We start from the raw sequence: 22,175 nt of genomic DNA, 5'->3' as shown, positions 1-22,175 counted from the left end.
CGGTGGGCCGGGTAGAACCGACGCATGCCTCGCACCCACGACTACCGCGGTCTGTTCGGCACGGACGGGACCCGTGTGCAGCAACGGAAGGCGATCCCCGAGGTGCCCGCCGAGCGGGGCCTGGTCGTCGAGGACCCGGCGAGCGGCTTCTGCGGCGCGGTGGTGGCGGTCGACATCCGCGAGGTCACGCTGGAGGACCGCGCCGGCAGGCGCCGGGTGTTCCCGCTGCGCCCGGCGGCCTTCCTGTACGAGGGGAAGCCGGCCACGCTCGTCAAGCCCGCGGTGCAGGCTCAGCCGAGGCGGTCGGCGTCGGGCTCCACGAGGGTCGCGAACGTCAAGGCGCGCACCGCCCGCGCGTCCCGGATCTGGGTCGAGGGCATCCACGATGCCGCCCTGCTGGAGACGGTCTGGGGCCACGACCTGCGGGTCGAGGGGATCGTCGTCGAGCCGCTGCACGGCGTGCACGACCTCGCCGCCGCGGTCCGCGAGTTCGGGCCCGCGCCGCACCGCAAGCTCGGCATCCTCGTCGACCACCTCGTCTCGGGGACCATGGAGACCCGGCAGGCCGCGTCGGTCGCCGGGCCGCACGTCCTGGTCACCGGGCACCCGTTCGTCGACGTCTGGGAGGCGGTCAAGCCCGCCGCCGTCGGCATCCGGGCCTGGCCGACGATCCCCCGCGGCACCGACTGGAAGACCGGCGTGTGCGAGGCGCTGCGCTGGGGCGAGCCCGCGGACGGCGCGCGTCGGGTGATGGGCGCGGTGAAGTCCTTCCGGGACCTGGACTCGAGCCTGATCGGCGCCGTCGAGCAGCTGATCGACTTCGTGACCGTCGAGCACTGATCGACGGCGCAACGGAACGAGACCGACCCGAAATGATCATCGCGGACCCGGACCGCTGAACTCTGACAGACTGGGCGCCATGGTGCCGCTGATCTGGGTGATCGCGGGAATCCTGCTGCTCGTCGGTGAGGTCCTCGCGGGGGAGTTCGTGCTCGCGATGCTCGGCGTCGCGGCGCTGGCCGCGGGCGGGAGCGCCGCCCTGGGGCTCGGCTGGGTCGGCAGCGCGCTGGTGTTCGCGCTCGCCTCGGTCGTGCTGTTGCTGACCGCGCGCCCGGCACTGAAGCGCAGGACGCAGCAGTCGATCGAGGGCTACCGGCAGCACTCGGAACGGATGGCGGGGAGATCGGCGGTGGTCTCCCAGCGCGTCGACGGCCACGGCGGGCGGGTCCGGATCGGGCCCGACGAGTGGTCCGCGCGGGCGTTCGTCGACGGAGAGGTCATGGAGCCGGACGAGCGGGTGACGGTGGTGCGCATCGAGGGCGCCACCGCGCTCGTCATGGCGGAGTAGAGGGAGGCTCAGGTGGACGTCGCGGTACTCGTCGTCGTCGTGCTGATCGTGCTGTTCGCGATCATCACGGTGGTCAAGTCCGTGCAGATCATCCCGCAGGCCACGTCCGCGGTGATCGAACGGCTCGGGAAGTACAAGAACACGGCGGACCCGGGGCTCGCGTTCCTGGTGCCGTTCGTGGACCGGATCCGGGAGCGGATCGACCTGCGCGAGCAGGTCGTGTCCTTCCCGCCGCAGCCGGTCATCACGCAGGACAACCTCACGGTGAACATCGACACCGTCGTCTACTTCCGGGTCACCGACCCGAAGTCCGCGGTGTACGAGATCTCCAACTACATCACGGGCGTGGAGCAGATCACCACCACGACGCTGCGCAACGTCGTGGGCGGCATGACCCTGGAGGAGACGCTGACCTCCCGGGACCAGATCAACACCAAGCTGCGCGGCGAGCTCGACGACGCCACCGGCCGCTGGGGCATCCGCGTCGAGCGGGTGGAGATCAAGGCCATCGACCCGCCGCCGTCGATCCAGGAGTCCATGGAGCGGCAGATGAAGGCGGACCGCGAGAAGCGGGCCACCATCCTGACGGCCGAGGGGCAGCGGGAGTCGGCGATCCGCAGCGCGGAGGGGCAGAAGCAGGCCCAGATCCTCACCGCGGAGGGCGCGAAGCAGGCGGCGATCCTCAACGCCGAGGCGGAGCGGCAGTCCCGGATCCTGCGGGCGCAGGGTGAGCGGGCGGCGTCGTACCTGAAGGCGCAGGGTGAGGCGAAGGCGATCGAGAAGACCTTCGCCGCGATCAAGGCGGGCCGCCCGACGCCCGAGCTCCTCGCCTACCAGTACCTCCAGACCCTGCCGGAGATGGCGAAGGGCGAGGCGAACAAGGTCTGGCTGGTGCCCTCGGACTTCGGGAAGGCCCTGGAGGGCTTCACGAAGATGCTGGGCGCGCCGGGGGAGGACGGGGTGTTCAAGTACACCCCCACTCCGGACGACGGCGTCCGCAGCGCCCCCGAGGAGGACGAGGACTCGGTCGCGAGCTGGTTCGACACCTCCGGGGACCCGGAGATCGCCCGCCAGGTCGCGGCCGCCACGGCGCAGGCGAACCATCCGGTGGAGGAGCCGGGCGCGCCCGCGATCGCCCGGCAGGCCCCGCGTCCGGAGCTCGGCGCGAACGACCTCACCCCGCCCAACGGCCTCCCGACCGGCGACTGGTCCGAGGAGGCCCCACCCCGCTGACCTGCGCCTCCGGCGCTCGTGAGTGGTCAGTGGTGCTCCAGCACCACTGACCACTCACAGGGCGAAGCCGTAGGGGAGTTCGAGGCGGTGTCTCGCCAGGAGGGCCGTGTCGCTCAGCAGCTCGCGGGTCGGGCCGTCCGCCACGACCACACCGTCGTCGAGGATCACGCTGCGCGGGCAGAGCTGCAGGGCGTAGGGCAGGTCGTGGGTGACCATCAGCATGGTCCGACCCAGGCCGAGCAGGACCTCGGCGAGCTCGCGGCGGGCCACCGGGTCGAGGTTCGACGACGGCTCGTCGAGCACCAGGATCTCGGGGTCGCAGGCCAGGACCGTGGCCAGGGCGACGCGGCGGCGTTGCCCGCCCGACAGGTGCAGGGGCGAGCGGTCCGCGTGCTCCGCCATCCCCACCGCCGCGAGGGCCTCGGCGACCCGCCCCGGGACGTCCGGGACCCCGAAGTTCGCGGGCCCGAACGCCACGTCCTCGCGGACGGTCGGCATGAACAGCTGGTCGTCGGGGTCCTGGAAGACGATCCCGACCCGGCGGCGGATCTCCTGCACGGTGTCCTTGCGCACCGCCATCCCGGCGACCTCGACGGTCCCGGCACCGGGCGCCAGGATGCCGTTGAGGTGCAGGACCAGCGTGGTCTTCCCGGCGCCGTTGGGGCCGAGCAGGGCGACCCGCTCGCCCGGCTCGATCCGCAGGTCCACGCCGTGCAACGCCTGGTGGCCGTCGGGGTAGGCGAAGAGCAGGTCCTTGACCAGCAGCGACGGGTGCACGCTCACAGGATCACCCACCCGGTCACCGCCAGCGCGGCCGCGACGCCCACCGGGGCGAGGCCGCGGGCCCAGTCCGCGCGCGTGGTCCGGTCCTCGACGAGCACCGGCATGGCACCCGTCCAGCCCCGGGACAGCATGGCCAGGTGCACGCGCTCGCCCCGCTCGTAGGACCGCAGGAACAACGCGCCGACGCCGCGCGCCGTCGCACCGGCCTGCCACAGGAAGCGCGGGTCGTGGCCGCGGGAGACCCGGGCGAGGTGCATCCGCCGCGCCTCGCCCGCGATGACGTCGAGGTAGCGCAGCATCAGGGTCGCGATGGTGGTCACCAGGGCCGGGGCATGCAGCCGCTGCAGGCCGACGAGCAGGTCCCGCATCGGCGTCGTCGCGGCGAGGGTCAGCGAGATCAGGACGCCGAGGGTGCCCTTGACCAGGATGTTCCAGGCGCCCAGCAGACCCGGCTCGGACAGCGACAGCCCGAGCAGGTCGATCCGCGGGTCGGGGCCGGTGAACGGCAGCAGGACCGCGAGCACCACGAACGGCAGCTCGATGACGGAGCGGCGGAGGATCCAGCCGACCGGGATCCGGGCCGCCATCCACACCGCGACGAGCAGCACGGCGAACCCGGCGAAGACGGCGAAGGCCTCCCGGGGCGTCGCCACCACGCAGACGACGCCGAGGAACGCGGCGACGATCTTGACCTGTGGCGGGAGCCGGTGGACCACCGAGTCCCGCGGCAGGTGGAGCGGGTGCGCGTGGCCGGCGCTCATCCGCGGGGTGCGCGCCTGCGCAGCAGCCGGAACAGCCCGCCCGCGAGGACGAGCACCACCAGGACGCCGATGATCCCGGCCAGCCCGACGGTGCCGTGCCCGCCGAACACCGAGTAGTCCGCCAGGGGAGAGGCCGAGGTGTGGTGCTCGGTGGCGTGCTGGGCGATGCAGGTCCCCTGCAGGCCGGCGTCCGTCTCGGTGCAGCCGTTCAACGCGACCGTGTCCAGACCGTCCGGGTCCGGGCTGGCGAAGTAGGACAGCCCGCCCGCGACGAGCAGGGCGACCAGGGCGAAGCCGATCCAGAACCGCCTCACGCCGCGGCCTCCTTGCGGACCAGCGTCGGACCCGTGCCGCGCAGCAGGTGCACCAGGTCCGGTCGCACGGCCGCCACGGCTCCCACCGTCGCGGCGGTGATCACGCCCTCGCCGATGCCGATCAGCGCGTGCAGGCCCACCATCAGCGTGAACACCGTGCCGAGCGAGGCGCCGCCCGCACCACCGATCGCGTACTCGAGCACGAACCCGAGCGAGGCGATGACGGTGTTGGCGAACGCCGCCGTGAAGGCGACCACGAGCAGCCCGCCCCGGCCGCGCCGGGCGAGGCCGCGGAGCAGCACGGCCACCCCGTACCCGACGAACGTGCCGATCAGCGCCATGTTCGTGACGTTCATGCCGAGCGCGGTCAGCCCGCCGTCGGCGAACAGCAGCGCCTGCACCAGCAGCACGATCCCGATGCAGACCGCCCCCACGTACGGGCCGACCAGGATCGCGACCAGGGCGCCGCCGAGCAGGTGGCCGCTCGCCCCGGGCAGGATCGGGAAATTGATCATCTGGACGGCGAACACGAACGCCGTGACCAGGCCCGCCATCGGGGCCGTGCGGTCGTCGAGGTCGGTGCGCGCCCGCCAGAGGCACAGCGCCATTCCGACGATCGCGATCGCGCCGAACAGGAGAGAGGTCGGGGCGTTCACGAGCCCGTCGCTCATGTGCATCGCGCTGACCACGCGGGGCCTCCCGGGTGAGCCGAGGTCGCGGCGCCGGGGCCGGCGCCGCGCTCCAGCTCACCACCTTCTGTTCGCTGATGCAAAGCTCTGGCGAGAACCCAGGCCTGGCAACCGTCCGGTCGGAGGGGGCGGTGACGCCGGTCACGAACGGGTGGAGTGTGCCGCCGCGGCCGGGTGTCTGCTCGCCACGTGCACCGATCAGGCGTCCGCGAGCTCGCGCTCCCGTTCCTTCTCCGCCCGCTTGGCCGACCGGCCCGCGACGATCCCCAGCCCGGCGCGGCGCAGCGCGCCGAGCGGGGCGGTGACCGCGCCGATCGCGCGGTCCGCGACGCGGACCTGGTAGGCGGAGGACCCCGAGAGCTCGGCGACGATCGCGTGGTGCTCGCCCGCGACCCGGTCGGCGTAGCCGGGCTGGCCGGACACGCCGTTCATCCGGACGGCGGCGAGCGGCTCCGGCCTGCCGAGGAAGTCCCCGTGGTGGAGCAGGCGCAACCAGCAGTCCAGGTCGAGCAGCTCGTCCCGACGGCCGCGCCAGCCGCCCGCCGCGTCGATGCTCTCCCGGCGGAACAGCACGTTGCACGCGTCCCCGATGAGGTTCGCCCGGCCCCGCACGATCTTGCGGGCCACCTCGTCCCCGCTGCGCGTGCCGATCAGCCCGTTGAGCCCGCGCCGGGGGACCAGGACCCGGCTGCGGTCGTCGACGACGTGCCTGCGCGCCGCGACGAGCGCGAGGCCCGGGTCGTCGAGCAGCGGTTGGCTCTGCAGCTCCAGGCAGCGGGGGTGCAGGAGGTCACCGTCGACGATCGTCTTGACCAGCTCTCCGGAGCTGAACCGCAGTGCCCGGTTGCGGGCCTCGCTGCGCGGCAGGCGCTCCCCGCTGCGGGTGATCCGGATGCGGGGGTCGGAGAAGCTGCGCATGACCTCGAACGTGCGGTCCCGGCTGGCGTTGTCGAACAGCACCAGCTCGAAGTCCCGTTCGGTCTGGTCGAGCACGGAACCGATGGTCTCGCCGAGGTGCTCGTCGCCGTCCGTGATGGCCGCGACCACCGACACCGCGGGGGCCAGGCCCGGAACCGGCCCGACCGGTCCGCCCGCCGTCACTGCGGGCTCACCGTGTGCGCAGGTCGGGGCGGGGGCACGGGCGCTGCGATCGCATGGTCCGACACTCTACCGAGCGGTCCCGGCGGGCCCCCGGGTCGGTGTGACGGGCGCACTGTCCGTAAGGTTCGGGTCGTGCATCCGGACCAGGCCCACCATCGGGGAGTCACGGTCGGGTGGCCGGCGTCGGTCCGATCGGGTGACAGCGCGGACGTGTCGCACAGCACAGGTCACGTAACGCTTTCCGGTGGTCGTCAGATAACCCGTTCGATGACGAGGAAACGGGTGACAGCACGACCTGCAGTAGTCGGACGCCAAGACGTCAGTACAGACGCACCCGACGTGCGATGAGGGGGACAACTGCGATGCAGCGCAGTCAGCAACCGACGGTGTCCGTGGTGGTGCCGACGCGGAACGAGGCGCGCAACCTCCAGGTGGTGCTGCCGGCGATCGCGGCCGTGCGACCCGCGGTCCACGAGATCATCGTGGTCGACGGCAACTCCGTGGACGGCACGATCGAGACCGCCCGGCGGGTGCTCCCGTGGGTGCGGATCGTCGAGCAGACCCGCAAGGGCAAGGGCAACGCGATGGCGTGCGGCTTCGCGGCCGCCACGGGGGACATCATCGTGATGTTCGACGCCGACGGCTCGGCCGACCCGGCGGAGATCCCGGCGTTCGTGCAGGCGCTGGTCGACGGCGCGGACTTCGCGAAGGGCACGCGCTTCGCTCGCGGCGGCGGGAGCGACGACATCACCCTGCTGCGGCGCAGCGGGAACGCCGGGCTCAACGGCGTGGCCAACATGCTGTTCGGCACGCGCCACTCGGACCTCTGCTACGGGTACAACGCCTTCTGGGCGGACCTGTTGCCGCTCCTGGAGCTGCCGGCGGTGGACGCTCCAGCACCGGGGGACGGGTCGATGCTGTGGGGGGACGGCTTCGAGATCGAGACCGTGCTCGCCTGCCGCGTCGCGGCCGCGGACCTGCGGGTGACCGAGGTGCCGTCCTACGAGCGCGAGCGGATGTTCGGCGACACCAACCTGCGGACCTTCGCCGACGGCACCCGGGTGCTGCGCACCCTGGCCGCCGAGCGTCGCCGGGCCTCGAAGAAGACCGAGCAGAAGGCCGAGCAGCCCGCCGCCCGGATGGCTCCGGCCCCGCGCCCCACGCAGCCCCCGGTCCGCGACGGACACCCCGCCCGCAACGGGCACGCGGTCCAGAACGGACACGCCGCCCCGAACGGGCACGCGGTGTCGAACGGGCACGCCGTGTCGAACGGGCACAGCGTCTCGAACGGCCACGCCGTGGCGAACGGCTTCGCCCCGCAGAACGGCTTCGCGCCGCAGGACGGGCTGGGCGCACCGCGCCCGCACCACCGGCCGGAGCGGGACACGCTGCCCGTCCCGCCCACCACCGAGCCGGTGACCGCGCACTTCACCGCGGTCAGCCCCACCGAGGACGTCACCCCGGTCGCCGGGCCGCGTCCGGCGCAGCGCCCCTCGCCGCGCCCGGTCAACCGCCCGGCCGTCGGATCCGACCGCCCCGCGCCCGACCGCGCGGCGGCGCAGCGCGAGGCCGTCGACGCGCGTTACGCCCTCGAGGAGGAGGCCTCCTGACGGGGGCCTCCCCTCCGGCGGCGGCGGGCCGCCCGTCATACTCGTGGCGGGCGGTCGAACGATCGTGGACCCCGGCGGGGACGCCGGGGCCCACGCCCTACCGCCGGGGCGGAGAACACTGGAACGACCGGCTCGGGCCGGCCAGGAACGGAGTCACGCGGTGAGCATGCCAACCGCTGCGGAGCTGACACGCGCCCGCACGGCGCGGCGCGGCGTCGCGGTCATGCTCGTCCTCGCGGGCGTCACGGCCTGCCTGCTGGCCCTGTTCGACGTGGCAGGCGGTTCCGGTCTCCGGCTGGCCGTGACGATCGGGTTCCTGCTGCTGGGCCCGGGTTGGGCGGCGGCGGGCTTCCTGCGCCGCGCCCCGGCGGCCCACATGTGGCTGCTGACGCTCGGCGTCGGCATCGCCACCACCCTGCTCGCCGCCCAGATCATGGTCAGCGCGACCTGGTGGCACCCCGACCTGATGCTCTACATCGTGACCGGACTCAGCGTGCCCTTCCTGCTGCGCCACGCGGTGGTCGCCCAGTGACGACACAGGACACCCGCAAGGGAGCAGGGAACGGCTCCCCGAGCGCGGAGGAGACCCAGATCCTCGGCCCGCTCCGGCCGCCGCGGGACGTGGCGGACCCGCCGACGACCGCACTGCCGGTCATCCCGGCGCCGCCCGCCGAGGACCCGCCGACCCCCACCTGGGTCGAGCGGAACCGGCCGCTGCTGGACCGCTGGCTCTCCCCGGTCCTCGCCGTGCTCGCGCTCGCCATGCTGCCGCTGGCCACCGCGACCACCGACCTCGACGCGCTGGACGGCTGGGGCCTGGCCAAGGTCCTCGGCCCGGCGGCCTGGGCGGCACTGCTGTTCGCCATCGGCGCCTGCCTCTCCGAGCTCTACGCCCGCAGGCCGCGCATCCCGATGCTCGGCGCCGCCACCGGCGTGCTGATCCTGTGCTCGACGGGTCTGCCGTCGGTGATCCAGCCCGCCGCGCGCTTCGGCACCGCCTGGACCATCACCGGCTTCGTCGACGCGGTCGCGGTCGCCAACGGCGTGCCGCCCCAGGGTCTCGACGCCCGGTTCTCCTGGCCCGCGTTCTTCGCCCAGTGGGCGTGGTTCCGCGAGGCCGCGGGCGCCGACCAGCTGGACGTGGTGCTGCGCTGGTTCCCGCCCGCCGTCGTCACGGTGTGGGCGATCGGGATCTACGCGCTGGCCCGCTCGATGCTCGGGGGCACCCGCGCCCCGTGGGCCGCGGCCTGGCTGTTCGTCGGCCTCAACTGGATCGAGCAGGACTACTTCTCGCCGCAGGCCACGGGCATCTGCCTGCTGCTCACGGTGCTGACCTTCGCGCTCGGCCCGCTGGCCACCCGCCGGACGGACCCCAGCGGCGCCCCGGGCTGGCCCGCGCCCCACCTGGGCGCGAAACGGCTGCCGCTGTGGCACCGGTGGCTGGTGTCGGCGGGGACCCCGCCGAACCGGCCGACGCTGCCGCCGCGCCAGCTGCTGCTCGTGTACTTCTGCGCCGCGCTGTGCATCCTCGCGGTCATCCCGGCCCACCAGCTCACGCCGTTCGCGATCCTGGGCCAGCTGGCCCTGCTCGCGATCGTCGGCCGCTACCGGGGCCGCGGTCTGGTGCTGATCGGGATCATCGGCGTCGTCCTGTTCATCCTGATCGCCGCGCGGGACATCTGGATGAACCAGATCACCCTGTTCATCGGCGACGGCAACACCGGCGCCGCGCTGGAGTCCGGCGTGGGCGACCGGCTGACCGGCGACTTCGGGCAGCAGGTGGTCAAGTACGGCCGGTTCCTCATCGCCGCGCTGTCCTACGGCCTGGGCTTCCTCGGCGCGATCATCTACTGGCGCCGCAGGCGGGACCTGGTGCCGATCGGCCTCGCGGTCGTCCCGATGGGCTTCGCCGCGCAGGGCTACGGCGGCGAGGGCTTCCTCCGGATCCTGCTGTTCGGCCTGCCGATCCTCACCATCCTGGGCGCGGACCTGCTGCGCTTCCTGGTGCGGTGGCGGGGCTGGATGCGCCCGGTGCTCGCGGTGGGCATGGTCGCGCTCTTCGCGATCCTGATCTTCCTCCGCGGCGGCAACGACTCCTACCAGGTCGTCTACCCGCGGGACGCGGAGATGTACCGGCAGGTGGTGGCCACCACGCCGCCCGGGCAGAACGTCATGCCGCTGTCCGACCCCGGGCCGTTCGCCATCGAGGGGCTCACCAGCTTCGGCCGCGGCGGCGGCATCGAGGGCTGCGGCCGGATCGCGGCGGCGGGCACCCAGGAGCAGATGCTGTCCTGCATCGCCCAGATCAACCCCGACGTGATCGTGAACTTCCGGGACATCGAGGCCCAGGGCGTGCACCTGTTCCTCAACAAGCCCGGCTGGTCGCTGGACCTCGCGAACGCGCTGACCGCGAGCGGCCAGTACTACATGTGGTTCCAGCACCCGGACGACCCGTACGACTTCGTGCTCCGCAAGACGGGCGCACCGGTGATCGACGCGACCACGCAGGGGAGGCCGGGATGACCCTGGACCCCTCCTTCGACCGCTGGGTGTGGCTGTCGTTCTTCGGCCTGCTGGTCGTGCTCGGCGTCCGGGCCTGGGTGGTGGAGAGCAGCCGCGGGAGGCTGACCCGCACCCCGGGCCGCATCCGCGCGCTCACCGGCGCCTCGGTCGTCATGGTCTGCCTGGTGGCCGGGATGCTCTGGATCCAGGGCGGCCAGCAGGTGTTCGACGCCGTGGTGCACCGGACGGACCCCGTCACGGGCCTGCCGCTGGACCAGCCGCGACCGGTCGTCGCCCCGAACGCGCCTCCGGCCGACCCGAACGCGCCCGTCGACGAGCACGGCAACCCCGCCCAGGCCCCCGCGGTCCCGCCCGCGGGCACGGCCGCGGGCCCCTGACGAACGCCGGGAAACCGGCGCCCACCAGCACCGACGCCCCACCCGGGGCGGTAACAAGGCTCTCGACGAGGATGTCGGTCAGCAGTGGCACGTCCCGCCGCGGGACGTCGATCGCCGCGCGATATCGTGACGCCGCTGCCGATTCGGCGGTTCGGGTGAACCGCAACCGCCGAACCGCGGGGGGCATCGATCGCAGCAGCTGCAGTTCTTGTCCAGGGAGGGCTTCCAACCCCATGTCGGATCAGGTCTACGACTTCGTCGTCGTCGGTGGCGGGGCCGCCGGGTGCGTCCTGGCGAACCGTCTCAGCGCCGACCCGGCGAACCGGGTACTCCTCCTGGAGGCGGGCAAGTCGGATCCCTTCTGGGACGTCTTCACCCACATGCCCGCCGCGATGGGCCTCGCCATCGCGAGCGAGTCGCACAACTGGCACTTCCAGTCCGAGCCCGAGCCGTTCATGAACAACCGGCGCATGGACCAGCCCCGCGGCAAGCTGCTCGGCGGCTCCGGCTCCATCAACGCCATGACGTTCGTGCGCGGCCACCCGGCGAACTTCGACGAGTGGGCCCGGGTCACCGGGGACGAGGCGTGGGACTACGAGCACGTCCTCCCGTACTTCAAGCGCATCGAGGACTCGCTGAGCTTCGGCGGGAACGAGTACCGCGGCCGGGGCGGGCTGCAGACCGTCGAGAAGGCCCCCGCCGACCACCCGCTGTTCTCGCTGTTCTTCGAGGCCGCCCAGCAGGCCGGCTACAACCTCACCGCCGACCTCAACGGCGCGGTGCAGGAGGGGTTCGCGGCGTTCGACCGCAACATCCGCCGCGGCCGCCGCCAGTCGTCGTCGCAGGCCTACCTGCACCCGGTGATGGGCCGCCCCAACCTCGAGGTGCGCACCCACGCCCTGGCCACCCAGGTGATCTTCTCCGGGAACCGCGCCGTCGGCGTGACCTACCGGACCTCGGACGGCGAGCGGATCGTCCGGGCGAAGGAGATCGTCCTGTCCGGCGGGGCCTTCAACACCCCGCAGCTGCTGCAGCTCTCCGGCGTCGGCAGGCCGGACGAGCTGGCCGCCGTGGGTGTCGCGCCGCTGCACGAGCTGCGCGGCGTCGGCTACAACCTCGAGGACCACCTCGCGGTCCAGGTCCAGCACTCGTGTACCCAGCCCATCTCGATGGTGCACATGAAGGACAAGAAGAACTGGCCGAAGATGGGCCTGCAGTGGCTCGCCGGCCGCGGGCCCGCCACCAGCAACATGTTCGAGGCCGCCGGGTTCATCCGCAGCAACGACGACATGGCCTTCCCGGACGTGATCATCGGCTTCGCCGCCATGGCGATGAAGTTCGACGAGAAGCGCATCGTGGACGGGCACGGGTACCAGGTGCACGTGGGCACCATGGCGGCGCGCTCGCGCGGCAGCGTCACGCTGAAGTCCGCCGACCCCACCCAGCACCCGCGGATCGTGTTCAACTACCTGGACAACCAGCGGGACCGGGACGACTGGGTCAAGGCGATCCGGATCGCGCGGGACATCATGTCGCAGCCTGCGTTCGCGGGCGTCGACGGCGGGGAGGTCGTCCCCGGCCCGGCGGTGCAGACGGACGAGGAGCTGATCGCCTGGGTCGCGGAGGCGGCGCAGACGGGTCTGCACCCCACCGGCAGCGTCCGGATGGGGACCACGGCGGACGACGTCGTCGACCCCTCGTCGATGCGGGTGCACGGGCTGGAGGGCCTGCGGGTCGTCGACGCGTCGGTCTTCCCGACCGTCACCAACACCCAGACCTACGCGCCGACCCTCATGGTGGCCGAGAAGGCCTCCGACATGATCCTCGGCAACACCCCGCTGGAAGCGGTGCGGCTCGCCCGGCCCGAGGTCGTGTCGCAGGCGCGGCCGTCCGCGGCCCCGGACGCGGTCGTGAGCCCGGTCGGCTCGGCCTGACAACACCCACCCCCACCTCGGAGGACTGCTCGATGGAACTGCCCCAGCGGGCACCGGCCTGGGTGGGCCGGGTGGACCGACGGGCCCTGGGCCCTGACGCGCTCGACCTCGCGGTCGACCCGCGCTACTCGGCCGCCCGGCTGCTCGTGACCGCCGGGGACGTGCCCGTCGGGCTGATCACCGTCGGGCTCGTCGGTGGCCGCGCGACGACGTCGACGGTGCGGGCGGCGATCGACGCGCAGATCGGCGAGGACTCGGGGGAGGAGACGGCGCTGCCGGACTCCGCCGAGCCGCTGACCGTCGTGATCGCGACCCGGGGGCGGGCGGAGAGCCTCCGGAAGAGCCTCGCCGCGGTCGTCGCCGGGGACCACCCGGCTGTCACGGTGGTCGTCGTGGACAACGACCCCGTCGACGACGCCACGCAGCGCGTCGCCGAGGAGTTCGCGGACCGCGGCGTGGTGTACGTCCGCGAGGCGCGACGGGGCCTGTCCGTGGGGCGCAACCGGGGCCTGCGCGAGGCGGCCACCGCGCTCGTCTCCTTCACCGACGACGACACCGAGGTGGACGGCCGCTGGGCCTCGCGGATCGCCGCGGTGTTCGCGGCCGAGCCCGGGCTGGCCTGCGTGAGCGGCCCGGTCGTCGGGGCGCGGCTGGAGACCGAGGAGGAGCTCGCGGCGGAGCGGGCCCTCGTCTGGAACCGCGGGTTCGAGTCGCGCCGCTACTCGCTGGCGGACCCGCCCGAGGACTCCGCGATCTTCCCGTTCTCGCCGGGCCTGTTCGGCATCGGCGCGAACTTCGCCGTCCGGGCGGACATCGCGCGGGCGGTCGGCGGGTTCGACGAGGCGCTCGGCGCGGGCGCCCCGACCCGCGGCGGCGAGGACTGCGAGTTCATGGTCCGGCTCGTGCTCGCGGGCCACCAGGTCGGCTACGACCCGGGCGCCTACGTGTGGCACCACCACCGCTCCTCGCCCGAGGAGCTGCGCAGCCAGCTGCGGGGCTACTCGATGGGCCTGGGCGGGTTCCTCACCAAGATCGCGCTGGACCCGAAGGCGGGCCTGATGGCGGCGAAGCGGCTCCCCGCCGCCGTCGCGCAGTTCCGCCAGATCGGCGACCGCGAGGCCACCGCCGGAGACGGCATGGCGGCGGGCAGCCTGCGCGAGCGCATCACCTGGATCGCGGACGGTAGCACCGCCTACGTCCGTGGCAGGCGCGCCGCCCGCCGGTCCGGCGGGCGGATCCCCCGACTCTCTCCGATGGGGACTGAGAACCAGTGACGACCCCGCCCGAGCCGCCGGAGCAGCCGACCGGGCCCCTCGAGCACCAGAAACCCGACCCGCAGACGTCCGACCCGGGGGAGCGCACCACGCCGGTGCCGCCCGCCGAGCCGACGTCGACGGACTGGACCGGCCCCGGCACCACGCCGCAGCCGGTCGTCGACGAGGCGCCGCCGCGAACGGTGTCCCGCAGGACGCTCTACGTCGTCAGCGGCGTCGCCCTGGTCGCGATCGTGGCGCTGATCGCCGTGCTGCTCTCCCGGCCGGGGTCGGAGCAGGCGCGGCCGCAGCCCGCCGAGCCGCCGGGCCCGACGTCGACCACGGAGACCCCGAGCGCGGGCACCGAGACCAGCGCGGCGACGCTGCTGGGCTGGGGTGAGCCGAGCCGGGTCGACGAGTTCGACGGCCCGCGCCCGCAGGGCTGGAACCTGTACAACGGCCAGGGCCACGACGGCAACGGCCGCCGCACCCCGGACGCGATCAGCGTGCGGGACGGCATCCTGACCATCACGGGCGACTCCGACGGCAACACCGGCGGCATGGCGCTGTACCCGGGGCAGATGTACGGGCGCTGGGAGGGCCGGGTCCGGCTGCCGGAGAGCGACCCGACCTACCACGCGTTGCTCCTGCTGTGGCCGGACGCGGAGGACTGGCCGCGCGGCGGCGAGGTGGACTTCATGGAGGCCACCGACTCGTCGCGGCAGAGCGTCGAGTTCTTCCTGCACTACGGGCGCAACAACAACCAGGACCACGGCGAGGTCGCCGTCGACGCCACCCAGTGGCACAACTGGGCCGTCGAGTGGACCCCCGACCACATCGTGGCCTACCTCGACGGCCAGGAGTGGTACCGCAACGAGGACAAGAGCCACCTCCCGCCGCGGCCGATGCACCTGACGATCCAGCTGGACTGGTTCCCGGAGAACGGCGACCCCGACAACGTGCGGGAGTCCGAGATGCAGGTGGACTGGATCAAGGAGTACCCGCTCCGCTGATCCGCCCCACTGCGGGGTTACTGCGGGGTTACTGCGGGCGGCGGGCCGCGGGCATCTTCAGGGTTCTGGCGTTGGCGATGTCGATGCTGCCCGTGTCGGTGTCCAGGTCCGGGTCGAACCAGGCCGGGACGGGTGCCGCGATGCCGGGGCCGATGCGCTCGGAGCTGTTGAACGTGTCCGGGCGGATCCGCCCGGCCGCCCGGCCCGCGAAGTAGCTGCCGACGCCCGCGATCGTGCGCGCGATCTCGGCCCGGGAGGGCTTCACGTGCTCGGCGAGGGCCTTGCGGTACCAGGCCAGCTGGACGTCGAGGGCGTGCTGCAGGCTGTAGTGCCGCCGGACCAGCTCCAGGGCGAAGGCGGCGTTCGTCCGCCGCCGCACCGGGTCCGCCAGCAGCGACTCGAACTCGCGGACGAGGACGTCCTCGCCGGTGCCGCCGTCCCCGATGCCGTAGAACCCGTGCCACCGGAACTCGCGCGCCGAGCGGCGGTCCAGGACCTTGAAGAACCCGTGCTCACCCTGCACGATGCACGGCTTGCCGAAGGCCATGGCCCGCAGCACGGAGCCGCCCATGCCGAGCGCGATGTCCGCCGACTCGTAGGCCGGGCGCGGGTCCACCCGCAGCCCGGGCAGCGTGACGACCTCGCGGCCCGCGCGGGCGTTCACCGCCGCGGCCAGGGCCTGCAGCTCGGGCATCGCGGGGCCGTCGCCGACCAGCACGAGCCGGACCGGGTAGCGCGCCGCGAGGCGCCCGGCCGCGCGGATCGCCGTCTCCAGGCCCTCCTGCTTGAGGGCGCGGGCGAACCGGCTGACCGCGACGACCATGATCTCGTCCGGCTTCACGCCCATCTCGGCGCGGAAGTCGTCTCCCCCGGGGTAGCCCGGGTACTGCCCGACGACGTCCGTGGGGATCTCCAGGATCCCGATCGAGCCGCTGCGCTCGCGGGTCTCCATGGCGATGAGCGGGCCGCAGACCTGCAGCGGGATCGAGCCGGGCATGAAGTCCGGCACCGACATGCTGTTGATCGTCATGGTCATCGGCACGTCGTCGGAGCGGTGCGGGCCGAGGAACATCAGGATCGACGGGGTGAGCTCGTAGGTGTGCACGAGGTCGGGCTGCACCCGGCGCACCACGTCCCGCATGCGGCGGTAGGCGCTGCGCGCGGTGGGCGCGATGTTGTCCGGGCTCAGCTCCTCGATGGCCTCGAAGGGCAGGCCCTGCTCGGCGATGACGTCCTCGAGCACGCCGGGCGGGCCGGCCATGTGGACCTCGTGGCCGAGGTCGCGGGCGCCCGCGGCGAGGTCGACGGAGTTGCGTTGGCTGCCGCCGATGCCGAGGTTGTGCAGCACGACGAGCAGGCGCAGGCGCCGCTCTCCGGTCGGAAGCCGGAGCGCACCGTTCGGCCAGGTCACGTCGTGGTCTCCCGTCTGTCTCTCCGCGCCGGCTCTCAGCGCTCGACCGGCTGTCGGTCGGAACGCTCGGCGCCCGGTTCGTCGAGGTCGGCCTCCGCCCCGTCGGGGGCGGCCTCCTCCTCGGCGCGCGCCTGGCGGCGCAGGGTGGCGATGTACCGCAGCAGCGGCACCGCGACGACGGCCGCGGTGAGCGCCTGGGCGAGCAGGAACGCCAGCCCGGCGCCCCCGACCCCCATGCGGTCCATCAGCACGATCGCGAGCCCGATGACGAGCGCCGCGGTGAACACCTCCAGGACGACCACGCGCCCCATCTGGTTGCGCAGCCGGGAGGTGTTGATGAAGTTCATGTTGACGATGGTGAAGGGGATCGCGAGCACCGCATAGCGCAGCACCCAGGTCCCCTCGTCGGAGTAGGCGTCCCCCAGGATCGACAACAGCCACGGCGCCAGGAAGAACAGCGCGGGCACGCCGAGGACGCCGATCGCGTAGCTCAGCCGGAACGTCCGCCGCATCAGCGCCCACTGCTGGCGCCGGTCGTGGCTGGCCTCGACGACGTAGGACGAGCTGATGTTCCAGATCAGCAGGCTGAACGACTCGGCGACGAGCCAGGGGAGCGCGTAGTAGGCGTTCGCCTCGGTCCCGAGCCGGGCCACGACCAGCAGCGGCAGCACCAGGGGGATCACCACGGTGACGGCGCCGGTCGCGTACTCCGCGAGGAAGATCGTCAGCAGCCCGCGGCGGTCGGGCATGGGGGGAGTGCCCGGGCCGGGCGGCGGGATGCGCGGCAGCAGCCGCAGGAACAGGATGGGCGCGATCACCAGCTGCAACACGATGATCGGGATCGCCCAGGCGACCAGGATGCCCTTCTCGAACGCCAGCGAGGCGAACAGGATCAGCAGCCCCATCTTCCCGAGCGCGAACAGCAGCTGTTCCAGCGGGATCCAGGTGGACCTGCGCAGGCCGGTGAGCACCCAGTCCTGCAGCGTGGACAGCGCCAGCAGCACGACGAGCAGCGGGAAACCGAGCCGGTCCCAGGTCGTCGGGAACAGCTCGGGGTGCGGGAAGAACAGCAGGAACCCGAAGCCGAGCAGCAGCGCGATCACGGTCGCGATGCCGTAGCCCGCGAGCACCAGTCGCCTGCCGCGTCCGTGGGCCGAGGCGAGCACACGGCCGAACAGCAGCCCGACGTTCGAGGCCGCGATCTGCGAGAACATCGTGGCCGTGGAGAGGATGGCCGAGGACCGGCCGACCTCCGCCGCGGGCAGGCGGGCCGCGATCGCCCAGAAACCCAGCCCGACCACGGCCGTGATACCGGTGGCCGCCATCAGCGAGAAGGCGTTCAGCTCCAGGCTGGGCAGCAGGCCCTTCCGCTTCGGCTGCTCCGACCCGGCTGCCGGCTCGACGATCGGCACGGGCGCGGTCGCCGCGGCCGCGCCGGGCGCCGGGACGACGGCGGCGAACCGCTCGGTCGCAGGGTCCGCGTACGGGTCGGCGCCGGGACCCGTGTCGCGGTGGGCGGTGTTGCGGCCGGTCACCCACGAGACGGCGGTACGCCGGAGCTTCTGCGTCCGCTCGTTGTCGGAGTCCACTACCGCGCTACCCACCCGATGTGATCGTGCCTGTGCTGGTGCCTCCACCGTGGCCTGACGAGCGTAGTGGGCACCCCCTCGGGGGCCTCTGCCGGGTGCACCGACCGGGTTACCTAGTGTCCCCGCCATGAGCGAGCAGGTGCGGGTGCATCCGCAGGGTCTGTGCGAGAGCGACGACGTCGGTGCCGGGACCCGGGTCTGGGCGTTCGCGCACGTCCTGCCGGGTGCACGCGTCGGGCGGGACTGCAACATCTGCGACGGCGCGTTCGTCGAGGGCGGCGCCGTGCTCGGTGACAACGTCACCGTGAAGAACGGCACGCTCGTGTTCGAACGGGTGACTTGTGAGGACGATGTGTTCCTCGGCCCGAACGTCCTGTTCACCAACGATCTCCGGCCGCGGGCGGCGATCAAGCGCGGCGGAGATGCCCTCCTGCCGACCACGGTCCGCCGCGGCGCGACGCTCGGCGCGGGCACCGTCGTCGTCTGCGGGACGGAGATCGGGGAGCACGCCTTCGCCGCCGCCGGTTCCGTCGTGACCCGCTCGGTGCCCGCGCACGCGTTCGTGGCGGGCAACCCGGCACGGGTGAAGGGCTGGGTGTGCGCGTGCGGGGAACGACTCGGGGACTCGCTGGTGTGCGCGGACTGCGGCACCGCGCACGAGCGGTCGGGTGAGGGCCTCCGGGTCCGCTGAGCGCCCGTCGCTACGGTACGTCCGCACCGTTCCCCGCTCCCCGAGGAGAGACATGGCCCGCACCTCATCCGACCGGACCACCGCCTTCGGCGCCGCGACCAGGGCCTTGCGTGACGTCGGGGCGGCGGCCTGGTTCGGCGGCTCCCTGATGGGCGCCTCCGGACTCAACGCCGCCGCGGACGCCGCGGGCACCCCCGCCGACCGCGAGCGCGTGGTCAGCGCGGGCTGGGCGAAGTGGACCCCGATCTCGCGCGCCGCCCTGGCCGCCACGTTCCTGGGCGGCGTGGCGCAGCTGGCCACCCGCCGGAGCACCGCGAACGTCGTCGGCGTGGGCCTGACGACCGCCGCCGCCGGGCTCACCGCGGGCACCGCAGTCATGGGGTCCAAGGAGGTGCCGGAGACCACGATCCACGCCGTCGAGTGGACGATCCCGGCCCTGCTGGCCGGCGTCATCCTGGCCGGGGCCAAGCGCTAACGCAGGCCGATCGCGAAGGCGCCCCACGGCAGGGTCTGCAGGCGGGCCCGGAAGCCGAGCTTCTCGAGCATCGGGACGGCCTCGTCGGCGACCGCGACGGTGCGGGCGTCGGAGATCTCGACCTTGATGCAGCGGACGTCTCGCGCCCAGTCGCCGTGGGCGAGCAGCTCCTGCCACGCGCTCTCCACGTTGACCAGCAGGTAGTCGACGGGCGCGCCGCCGGTCCAGTCCGCGAGGATCCGGCCCGCGTCCGCCGCTTCGATCCGCGGCTGCAGGCTGTCGTCGCTCGCCGCCGGGGGCTGCTCGGGGGCGGTGTCGGTGATGTTCACGCCCCAGGCGTCCCGGTCCCAGCCGACCTGCAGCGTGGCGTCCCGGTGCCAGACCGCGGTCTCGACGATCCGCCCGCGCCCGCCGAGGTGTTCGAGGTTGCGGCGGGCGAGCACCGCGTTGTCCGTGTCCGGCTCGACGCCCAGGACGCGGGCCTCCGGGTACTCGTCGGCCAGGTCGGCGAGCAGCAGCCCGATGTTGGCGCCGAACACCGCGATGTGGCGGACCGGGCCCGGCATGTCCGCGGGCGGCATGTGGTGGCCCTCGGCGAGGAACTGGAAGGCGCGCAGGTCGCGCGAGCGCGGGCGCAGCCAGACGATGCGGTCGCCGAGCTCCGGCACCCGGAACGGTCGGGCGGACGAGGCGGGCCGCTGGTCCTCCTCGCGCCCGAGGGCGGACTCGGCGAGCAGGCGCACCATCCGCGCCCGGCCCGCCGCGTCTCCCACCCGGACCACGGACCGGACACCCCGCGCGGCCTGCCGCGCCGCGCCGGTCGCGAGCACGACACCCTCGCCGTGGCGCAGGTGCTCGACGAGACGGTGCAGGCGGTTGCCGTGGGGGATCTGCTCGGCCATCGTGTCCTCTCGGCTCACCCGCCCGCGTGTCGGTGGGGCGGGTCCAGGGTACCGGCGGCACTCGTTAGGGTTGCTCGGGTGGACATCCAGTCGCTGCGCAGCAAGGTCGGCGAGCTCCCCGCGGCGCAGCTCGCGTACCGCTGCGCGGTCGCCGGTCGGATGCGCGCCGAACGCTGGGGCCTCGCCCTCGACGAGTCGGTCCGCACCCGCACCCGCACCGAGAAGCCGCGTTCCGCGGGCGTCGGTCGGATCCTGGCCTACCACTCCATCGGCACGGACTCCTGGGGCGTGAACGACGTCCGCCCCGCGGACTTCGAGAAGCACCTGCAGCTGGCGATCGACGACGGCTGGACCTTCGCCACGCCCGCCGAGGTCCTCGCCGACCCGGCGCGCCGACAGCTCGCGATCACCTTCGACGACGGCGCCACCAGCGTGCTGGACAACGCCGTCCCGGTCCTGCGGCACCACGGCGTCCCCTCCACGATGTTCGTCGTCAGCGGGTGGGCGGACGGCGGTCACTCCGCGGGATACGAGCACGTCCTGGACTGGGACGGCCTGGCCCGGCTCGAACAGGCGGGGGTCACGCTGGCCAGCCACTCGGCGTCGCACCCGGACTTCGGCCGCCTCGACCCGGCCGCCGCGGAGCGCGAGCTGGTCGAGTCGCGGGAGCGGCTGGAGAAGATGCTCGGCCACGAGATCGACGAGTTCGCCATCCCCTTCGGCCAGTCCGCCAACTGGACCCCCGCCGCCGGGGAGATCGCCGCCCGCGTCTACCGCACCGTGTACGCCCAGGCCGTCGACACCCGACCCGCCCACACCGTCCCGCGCACGTTCATCACCCGGATCGACCGCCCGCTCGTCTTCCGCGCCGCCCTGAACGGCGCGTTCGACGACTGGGAGGAGTGGTTCCTCGGCCCGCGCTGAGGGCGCTCGATCGCGGTCGCTCGGCTCGTGCCGAGGACGAGTGGCCGCGGCTTCTCGGCCACCCTCGAGCGACGCTCAGCCTGAGTGCTCGTCGTCGAGATCCGGGTCCGCGGCGCGGCGGCGGGCGAGGAGCTCGTCGAGGCGCCGGTTGTCCAGGGCCTCGCGACGCTCGGCGCGGTAGGTGCTCTCCTCCGCGTCCAGACGTTCGACGAGCCGCGCGAGCCTCGTGCTGATCCTGAGGACCTCGGCGGGGTCGAAGTAGGCGAGCAGCATCCGCTCGTGCTCGTCGCTCACCGCCTGCAGTTCGGCCGCGACCCGCCGGCCGTGCTCGGTGATCTCGATGATGTGGCTGCGCCGGTCGTACGGATCCGGGTACTTCTGGATGGTCTCGGCGATCTCGAGCCGACGGACATGGTCGGACGCGGTCTGCGCCGTGATGCCGAGCAGCCGCCCGAGATCCGCCTGCGTCTCCTGCTTGCGCACCGCGAGGTGCGAGAGGATCCGCCACGTGGTGCGCGTGGACCCGTGCCGCACGAGCCGCCGGTCCAAGGCCCGGTCCGAGGCTCCGGCCGCCATCGCGAGCCAGTGGCTGAAGGTGATGTGGTCGTACCGCATGGTCTGCTCCCGTCGGTTCCGCTGCGCCGATCCGGAGTCTGACCGGCGGCACCGGTCCGCGAGAGGTTTTCGGAGATTCGGGTGCGAAACCGTCCGCCTCCACTCGTTCTCGCGGCACAGGACGCTGAGCAGGGCGGACGGCACTTGCTCAGGTTCCGGATGGTCCGGCGCCGTGGCTTTCCTGGTGGCGCTGGACCGGGTGGGGGTGTTGCGGCGCGTTGCTCAGGTTTCTGATGGTTCGGCATCACGGCTTTCCGGGCGGCGCAGGACCGGTCAAGGGTGTCACGCCGCGCTGCTCAGGTCCCGGATGATTCCGAATTCCTGTCGTTCCAGGTCGGACCATCCGACCACCGGGTCATGAGGTTCCTGGGCCACGCTGCTTCCCTGGCGTGGTCCAGGAACCTGCTGAATCGGGCACCGGACGGCCCCCGTTCTGGAGCATCAGGAACCTGGGCTTCGTGTGCCGCTGCCCGCGTCGGGTCCGAGGTGGGCTGGATCGTCAGGGTGCTGGATGGTCCGGAACCTGGGCTTCGTGAGGGGAAGCCCCGGTCGGATCCGGGGCGCGCTGGATGGCCACGGCGCCGGACCGTCAGGAACCTGGGCTTCGCGGGCCGGTGCCCCTGTCGGGT

Annotated in this window: 22 protein-coding genes; 13 read left to right on the top strand and 9 right to left on the bottom strand. The window is 73.0% G+C overall.

The annotated features are described in order from the left end of the window. Positions 1–24: 24 nt before the first annotated feature. From L3X23_RS09645 to L3X23_RS09635, 3 genes are all read left to right on the top strand, one after another. Positions 25–840: a DUF3097 domain-containing protein gene (locus L3X23_RS09645; RefSeq protein WP_093077721.1), complete on the top strand. Its 816-nt coding sequence runs from the start codon at positions 25–27 to the stop codon at positions 838–840. 79 nt (positions 841–919) lie between these two features. Further along, the gene (locus L3X23_RS09640) at positions 920–1,348 is read left to right on the top strand and encodes an NfeD family protein (protein ID WP_093077719.1); all 429 of its coding nucleotides are present in this window, start codon (positions 920–922) and stop codon (positions 1,346–1,348) included. A gap of 12 nt (positions 1,349–1,360) precedes the next feature. Next, entirely contained in the window at positions 1,361–2,581 is a 1,221-nt protein-coding gene (locus L3X23_RS09635) for an SPFH domain-containing protein (RefSeq protein WP_237191887.1), read from the top strand. A gap of 54 nt (positions 2,582–2,635) precedes the next feature. On the opposite strand, the gene L3X23_RS09630 is transcribed toward L3X23_RS09635, so the two are convergent. From L3X23_RS09630 to L3X23_RS09610, 5 genes are all read right to left on the bottom strand, one after another. Beyond that, positions 2,636–3,358, bottom strand: a complete 723-nt coding sequence (locus L3X23_RS09630; RefSeq protein ID WP_237197975.1) for an energy-coupling factor ABC transporter ATP-binding protein — start codon at positions 3,356–3,358, stop codon at positions 2,636–2,638. A 2-nt stretch (positions 3,359–3,360) separates the two neighbouring features. Next, positions 3,361–4,125, bottom strand: a complete 765-nt coding sequence (gene cbiQ, locus L3X23_RS09625) for a cobalt ECF transporter T component CbiQ (protein WP_237191885.1) — start codon at positions 4,123–4,125, stop codon at positions 3,361–3,363. Then, on the bottom strand, positions 4,122–4,439 hold the full coding sequence (locus L3X23_RS09620) for a PDGLE domain-containing protein (RefSeq protein ID WP_237191883.1): 318 nt from the start codon (positions 4,437–4,439) through the stop codon (positions 4,122–4,124). The genes cbiQ and L3X23_RS09620 overlap by 4 nt, the downstream gene beginning before the upstream one ends. Beyond that, positions 4,436–5,110, bottom strand: a complete 675-nt coding sequence (locus L3X23_RS09615; RefSeq protein WP_237191881.1) for an energy-coupling factor ABC transporter permease — start codon at positions 5,108–5,110, stop codon at positions 4,436–4,438. The genes L3X23_RS09620 and L3X23_RS09615 overlap by 4 nt, the downstream gene beginning before the upstream one ends. Positions 5,111–5,326: 216 nt before the next feature. Then, entirely contained in the window at positions 5,327–6,229 is a 903-nt protein-coding gene (locus L3X23_RS09610; protein WP_237191879.1) for a glycosyltransferase family A protein, read from the bottom strand. 362 nt (positions 6,230–6,591) lie between these two features. On the opposite strand from L3X23_RS09610, the gene L3X23_RS09605 reads away from it, so the two are divergent. From L3X23_RS09605 to L3X23_RS36095, 7 genes are all read left to right on the top strand, one after another. Beyond that, positions 6,592–7,839 (top strand): glycosyltransferase family 2 protein, encoded by a 1,248-nt coding sequence (locus L3X23_RS09605; protein ID WP_237191877.1) that lies wholly within the window; start codon positions 6,592–6,594, stop codon positions 7,837–7,839. Between the two features lie 160 nt (positions 7,840–7,999). Further along, on the top strand, positions 8,000–8,371 hold the full coding sequence (locus L3X23_RS09600) for a hypothetical protein (protein WP_093077706.1): 372 nt from the start codon (positions 8,000–8,002) through the stop codon (positions 8,369–8,371). Continuing rightward, on the top strand, positions 8,368–10,362 hold the full coding sequence (locus tag L3X23_RS09595; protein WP_237191875.1) for a hypothetical protein: 1,995 nt from the start codon (positions 8,368–8,370) through the stop codon (positions 10,360–10,362). Before L3X23_RS09600 ends, L3X23_RS09595 begins: the two co-directional genes overlap by 4 nt. Continuing rightward, the gene (locus L3X23_RS09590; RefSeq protein ID WP_093077700.1) at positions 10,359–10,739 is read left to right on the top strand and encodes a hypothetical protein; all 381 of its coding nucleotides are present in this window, start codon (positions 10,359–10,361) and stop codon (positions 10,737–10,739) included. The genes L3X23_RS09595 and L3X23_RS09590 overlap by 4 nt, the downstream gene beginning before the upstream one ends. Before the next feature lie 233 nt (positions 10,740–10,972). Continuing rightward, positions 10,973–12,673 carry a choline dehydrogenase gene (locus tag L3X23_RS09585; RefSeq protein WP_237191867.1) on the top strand — a complete coding sequence of 567 codons (1,701 nt, stop codon included), beginning with the start codon at positions 10,973–10,975 and terminating at the stop codon, positions 12,671–12,673. A 32-nt stretch (positions 12,674–12,705) separates the two neighbouring features. Next, the gene (locus L3X23_RS09580) at positions 12,706–13,947 is read left to right on the top strand and encodes a glycosyltransferase family 2 protein (protein WP_237191866.1); all 1,242 of its coding nucleotides are present in this window, start codon (positions 12,706–12,708) and stop codon (positions 13,945–13,947) included. After that, on the top strand, positions 13,944–14,939 hold the full coding sequence (locus L3X23_RS36095; RefSeq protein ID WP_237191865.1) for a glycoside hydrolase family 16 protein: 996 nt from the start codon (positions 13,944–13,946) through the stop codon (positions 14,937–14,939). Before L3X23_RS09580 ends, L3X23_RS36095 begins: the two co-directional genes overlap by 4 nt. Positions 14,940–14,967: 28 nt before the next feature. On the opposite strand, the gene L3X23_RS36090 is transcribed toward L3X23_RS36095, so the two are convergent. Then, positions 14,968–16,350 (bottom strand): glycosyltransferase family 4 protein, encoded by a 1,383-nt coding sequence (locus L3X23_RS36090; protein ID WP_093077693.1) that lies wholly within the window; start codon positions 16,348–16,350, stop codon positions 14,968–14,970. Positions 16,351–16,385: 35 nt separating this feature from the next. Next, entirely contained in the window at positions 16,386–17,954 is a 1,569-nt protein-coding gene (locus L3X23_RS09565) for a lipopolysaccharide biosynthesis protein (RefSeq protein ID WP_237191864.1), read from the bottom strand. Between the two features lie 112 nt (positions 17,955–18,066). Here L3X23_RS09565 and L3X23_RS09560 point away from each other — a divergent pair, with 112 nt between their 5' ends. Beyond that, positions 18,067–18,630 (top strand): acyltransferase, encoded by a 564-nt coding sequence (locus L3X23_RS09560; protein ID WP_237191863.1) that lies wholly within the window; start codon positions 18,067–18,069, stop codon positions 18,628–18,630. A 52-nt stretch (positions 18,631–18,682) separates the two neighbouring features. Continuing rightward, positions 18,683–19,105, top strand: a complete 423-nt coding sequence (locus tag L3X23_RS09555) for a hypothetical protein (protein ID WP_237191862.1) — start codon at positions 18,683–18,685, stop codon at positions 19,103–19,105. Here the strand turns inward: L3X23_RS09555 and L3X23_RS09550 are convergent. After that, on the bottom strand, positions 19,102–20,007 hold the full coding sequence (locus tag L3X23_RS09550) for a hypothetical protein (RefSeq protein ID WP_237191860.1): 906 nt from the start codon (positions 20,005–20,007) through the stop codon (positions 19,102–19,104). The genes L3X23_RS09555 and L3X23_RS09550 overlap by 4 nt on opposite strands. 78 nt (positions 20,008–20,085) lie before the next feature. Here L3X23_RS09550 and L3X23_RS09545 point away from each other — a divergent pair, with 78 nt between their 5' ends. After that, a complete protein-coding gene (locus L3X23_RS09545) occupies positions 20,086–20,931 on the top strand; it encodes a polysaccharide deacetylase family protein (RefSeq protein ID WP_237191858.1) in 846 nt (281 codons plus the stop codon). A gap of 75 nt (positions 20,932–21,006) precedes the next feature. Here the strand turns inward: L3X23_RS09545 and L3X23_RS09540 are convergent, their stop codons facing one another. Next, positions 21,007–21,546 (bottom strand): MarR family winged helix-turn-helix transcriptional regulator, encoded by a 540-nt coding sequence (locus L3X23_RS09540; RefSeq protein WP_237191856.1) that lies wholly within the window; start codon positions 21,544–21,546, stop codon positions 21,007–21,009. Positions 21,547–22,175 lie beyond the last annotated feature (629 nt).

This window comes from Pseudonocardia sp. WMMC193 (genome assembly GCF_021728735.1).
Lineage (GTDB): Bacteria > Actinomycetota > Actinomycetes > Mycobacteriales > Pseudonocardiaceae > Pseudonocardia > Pseudonocardia oroxyli.
This window is presented reverse-complemented; position numbering and strand designations above follow the sequence as displayed.

Bases quoted from the DNA above. Each gene is read 5' to 3' on its own strand.
- L3X23_RS09645 (WP_093077721.1), top strand. From the start codon at position 25: ATGCCTCGCACCCACGACTACCGCGGTCTGTTCGGCACGGACGGGACC.
- L3X23_RS09640 (WP_093077719.1), top strand. From the start codon at position 920: ATGGTGCCGCTGATCTGGGTGATCGCGGGAATCCTGCTGCTCGTCGGT.
- cbiQ (WP_237191885.1), bottom strand. From the start codon at position 4,125: ATGAGCGCCGGCCACGCGCACCCGCTCCACCTGCCGCGGGACTCGGTG.
- L3X23_RS09615 (WP_237191881.1), bottom strand. From the start codon at position 5,110: ATGAGCGACGGGCTCGTGAACGCCCCGACCTCTCTCCTGTTCGGCGCG.
- L3X23_RS09605 (WP_237191877.1), top strand. From the start codon at position 6,592: ATGCAGCGCAGTCAGCAACCGACGGTGTCCGTGGTGGTGCCGACGCGG.
- L3X23_RS09590 (WP_093077700.1), top strand. From the start codon at position 10,359: ATGACCCTGGACCCCTCCTTCGACCGCTGGGTGTGGCTGTCGTTCTTC.
- L3X23_RS09585 (WP_237191867.1), top strand. From the start codon at position 10,973: ATGTCGGATCAGGTCTACGACTTCGTCGTCGTCGGTGGCGGGGCCGCC.
- L3X23_RS09580 (WP_237191866.1), top strand. From the start codon at position 12,706: ATGGAACTGCCCCAGCGGGCACCGGCCTGGGTGGGCCGGGTGGACCGA.
- L3X23_RS09560 (WP_237191863.1), top strand. From the start codon at position 18,067: ATGAGCGAGCAGGTGCGGGTGCATCCGCAGGGTCTGTGCGAGAGCGAC.
- L3X23_RS09555 (WP_237191862.1), top strand. From the start codon at position 18,683: ATGGCCCGCACCTCATCCGACCGGACCACCGCCTTCGGCGCCGCGACC.
- L3X23_RS09550 (WP_237191860.1), bottom strand. From the start codon at position 20,007: ATGGCCGAGCAGATCCCCCACGGCAACCGCCTGCACCGTCTCGTCGAG.
- L3X23_RS09540 (WP_237191856.1), bottom strand. From the start codon at position 21,546: ATGCGGTACGACCACATCACCTTCAGCCACTGGCTCGCGATGGCGGCC.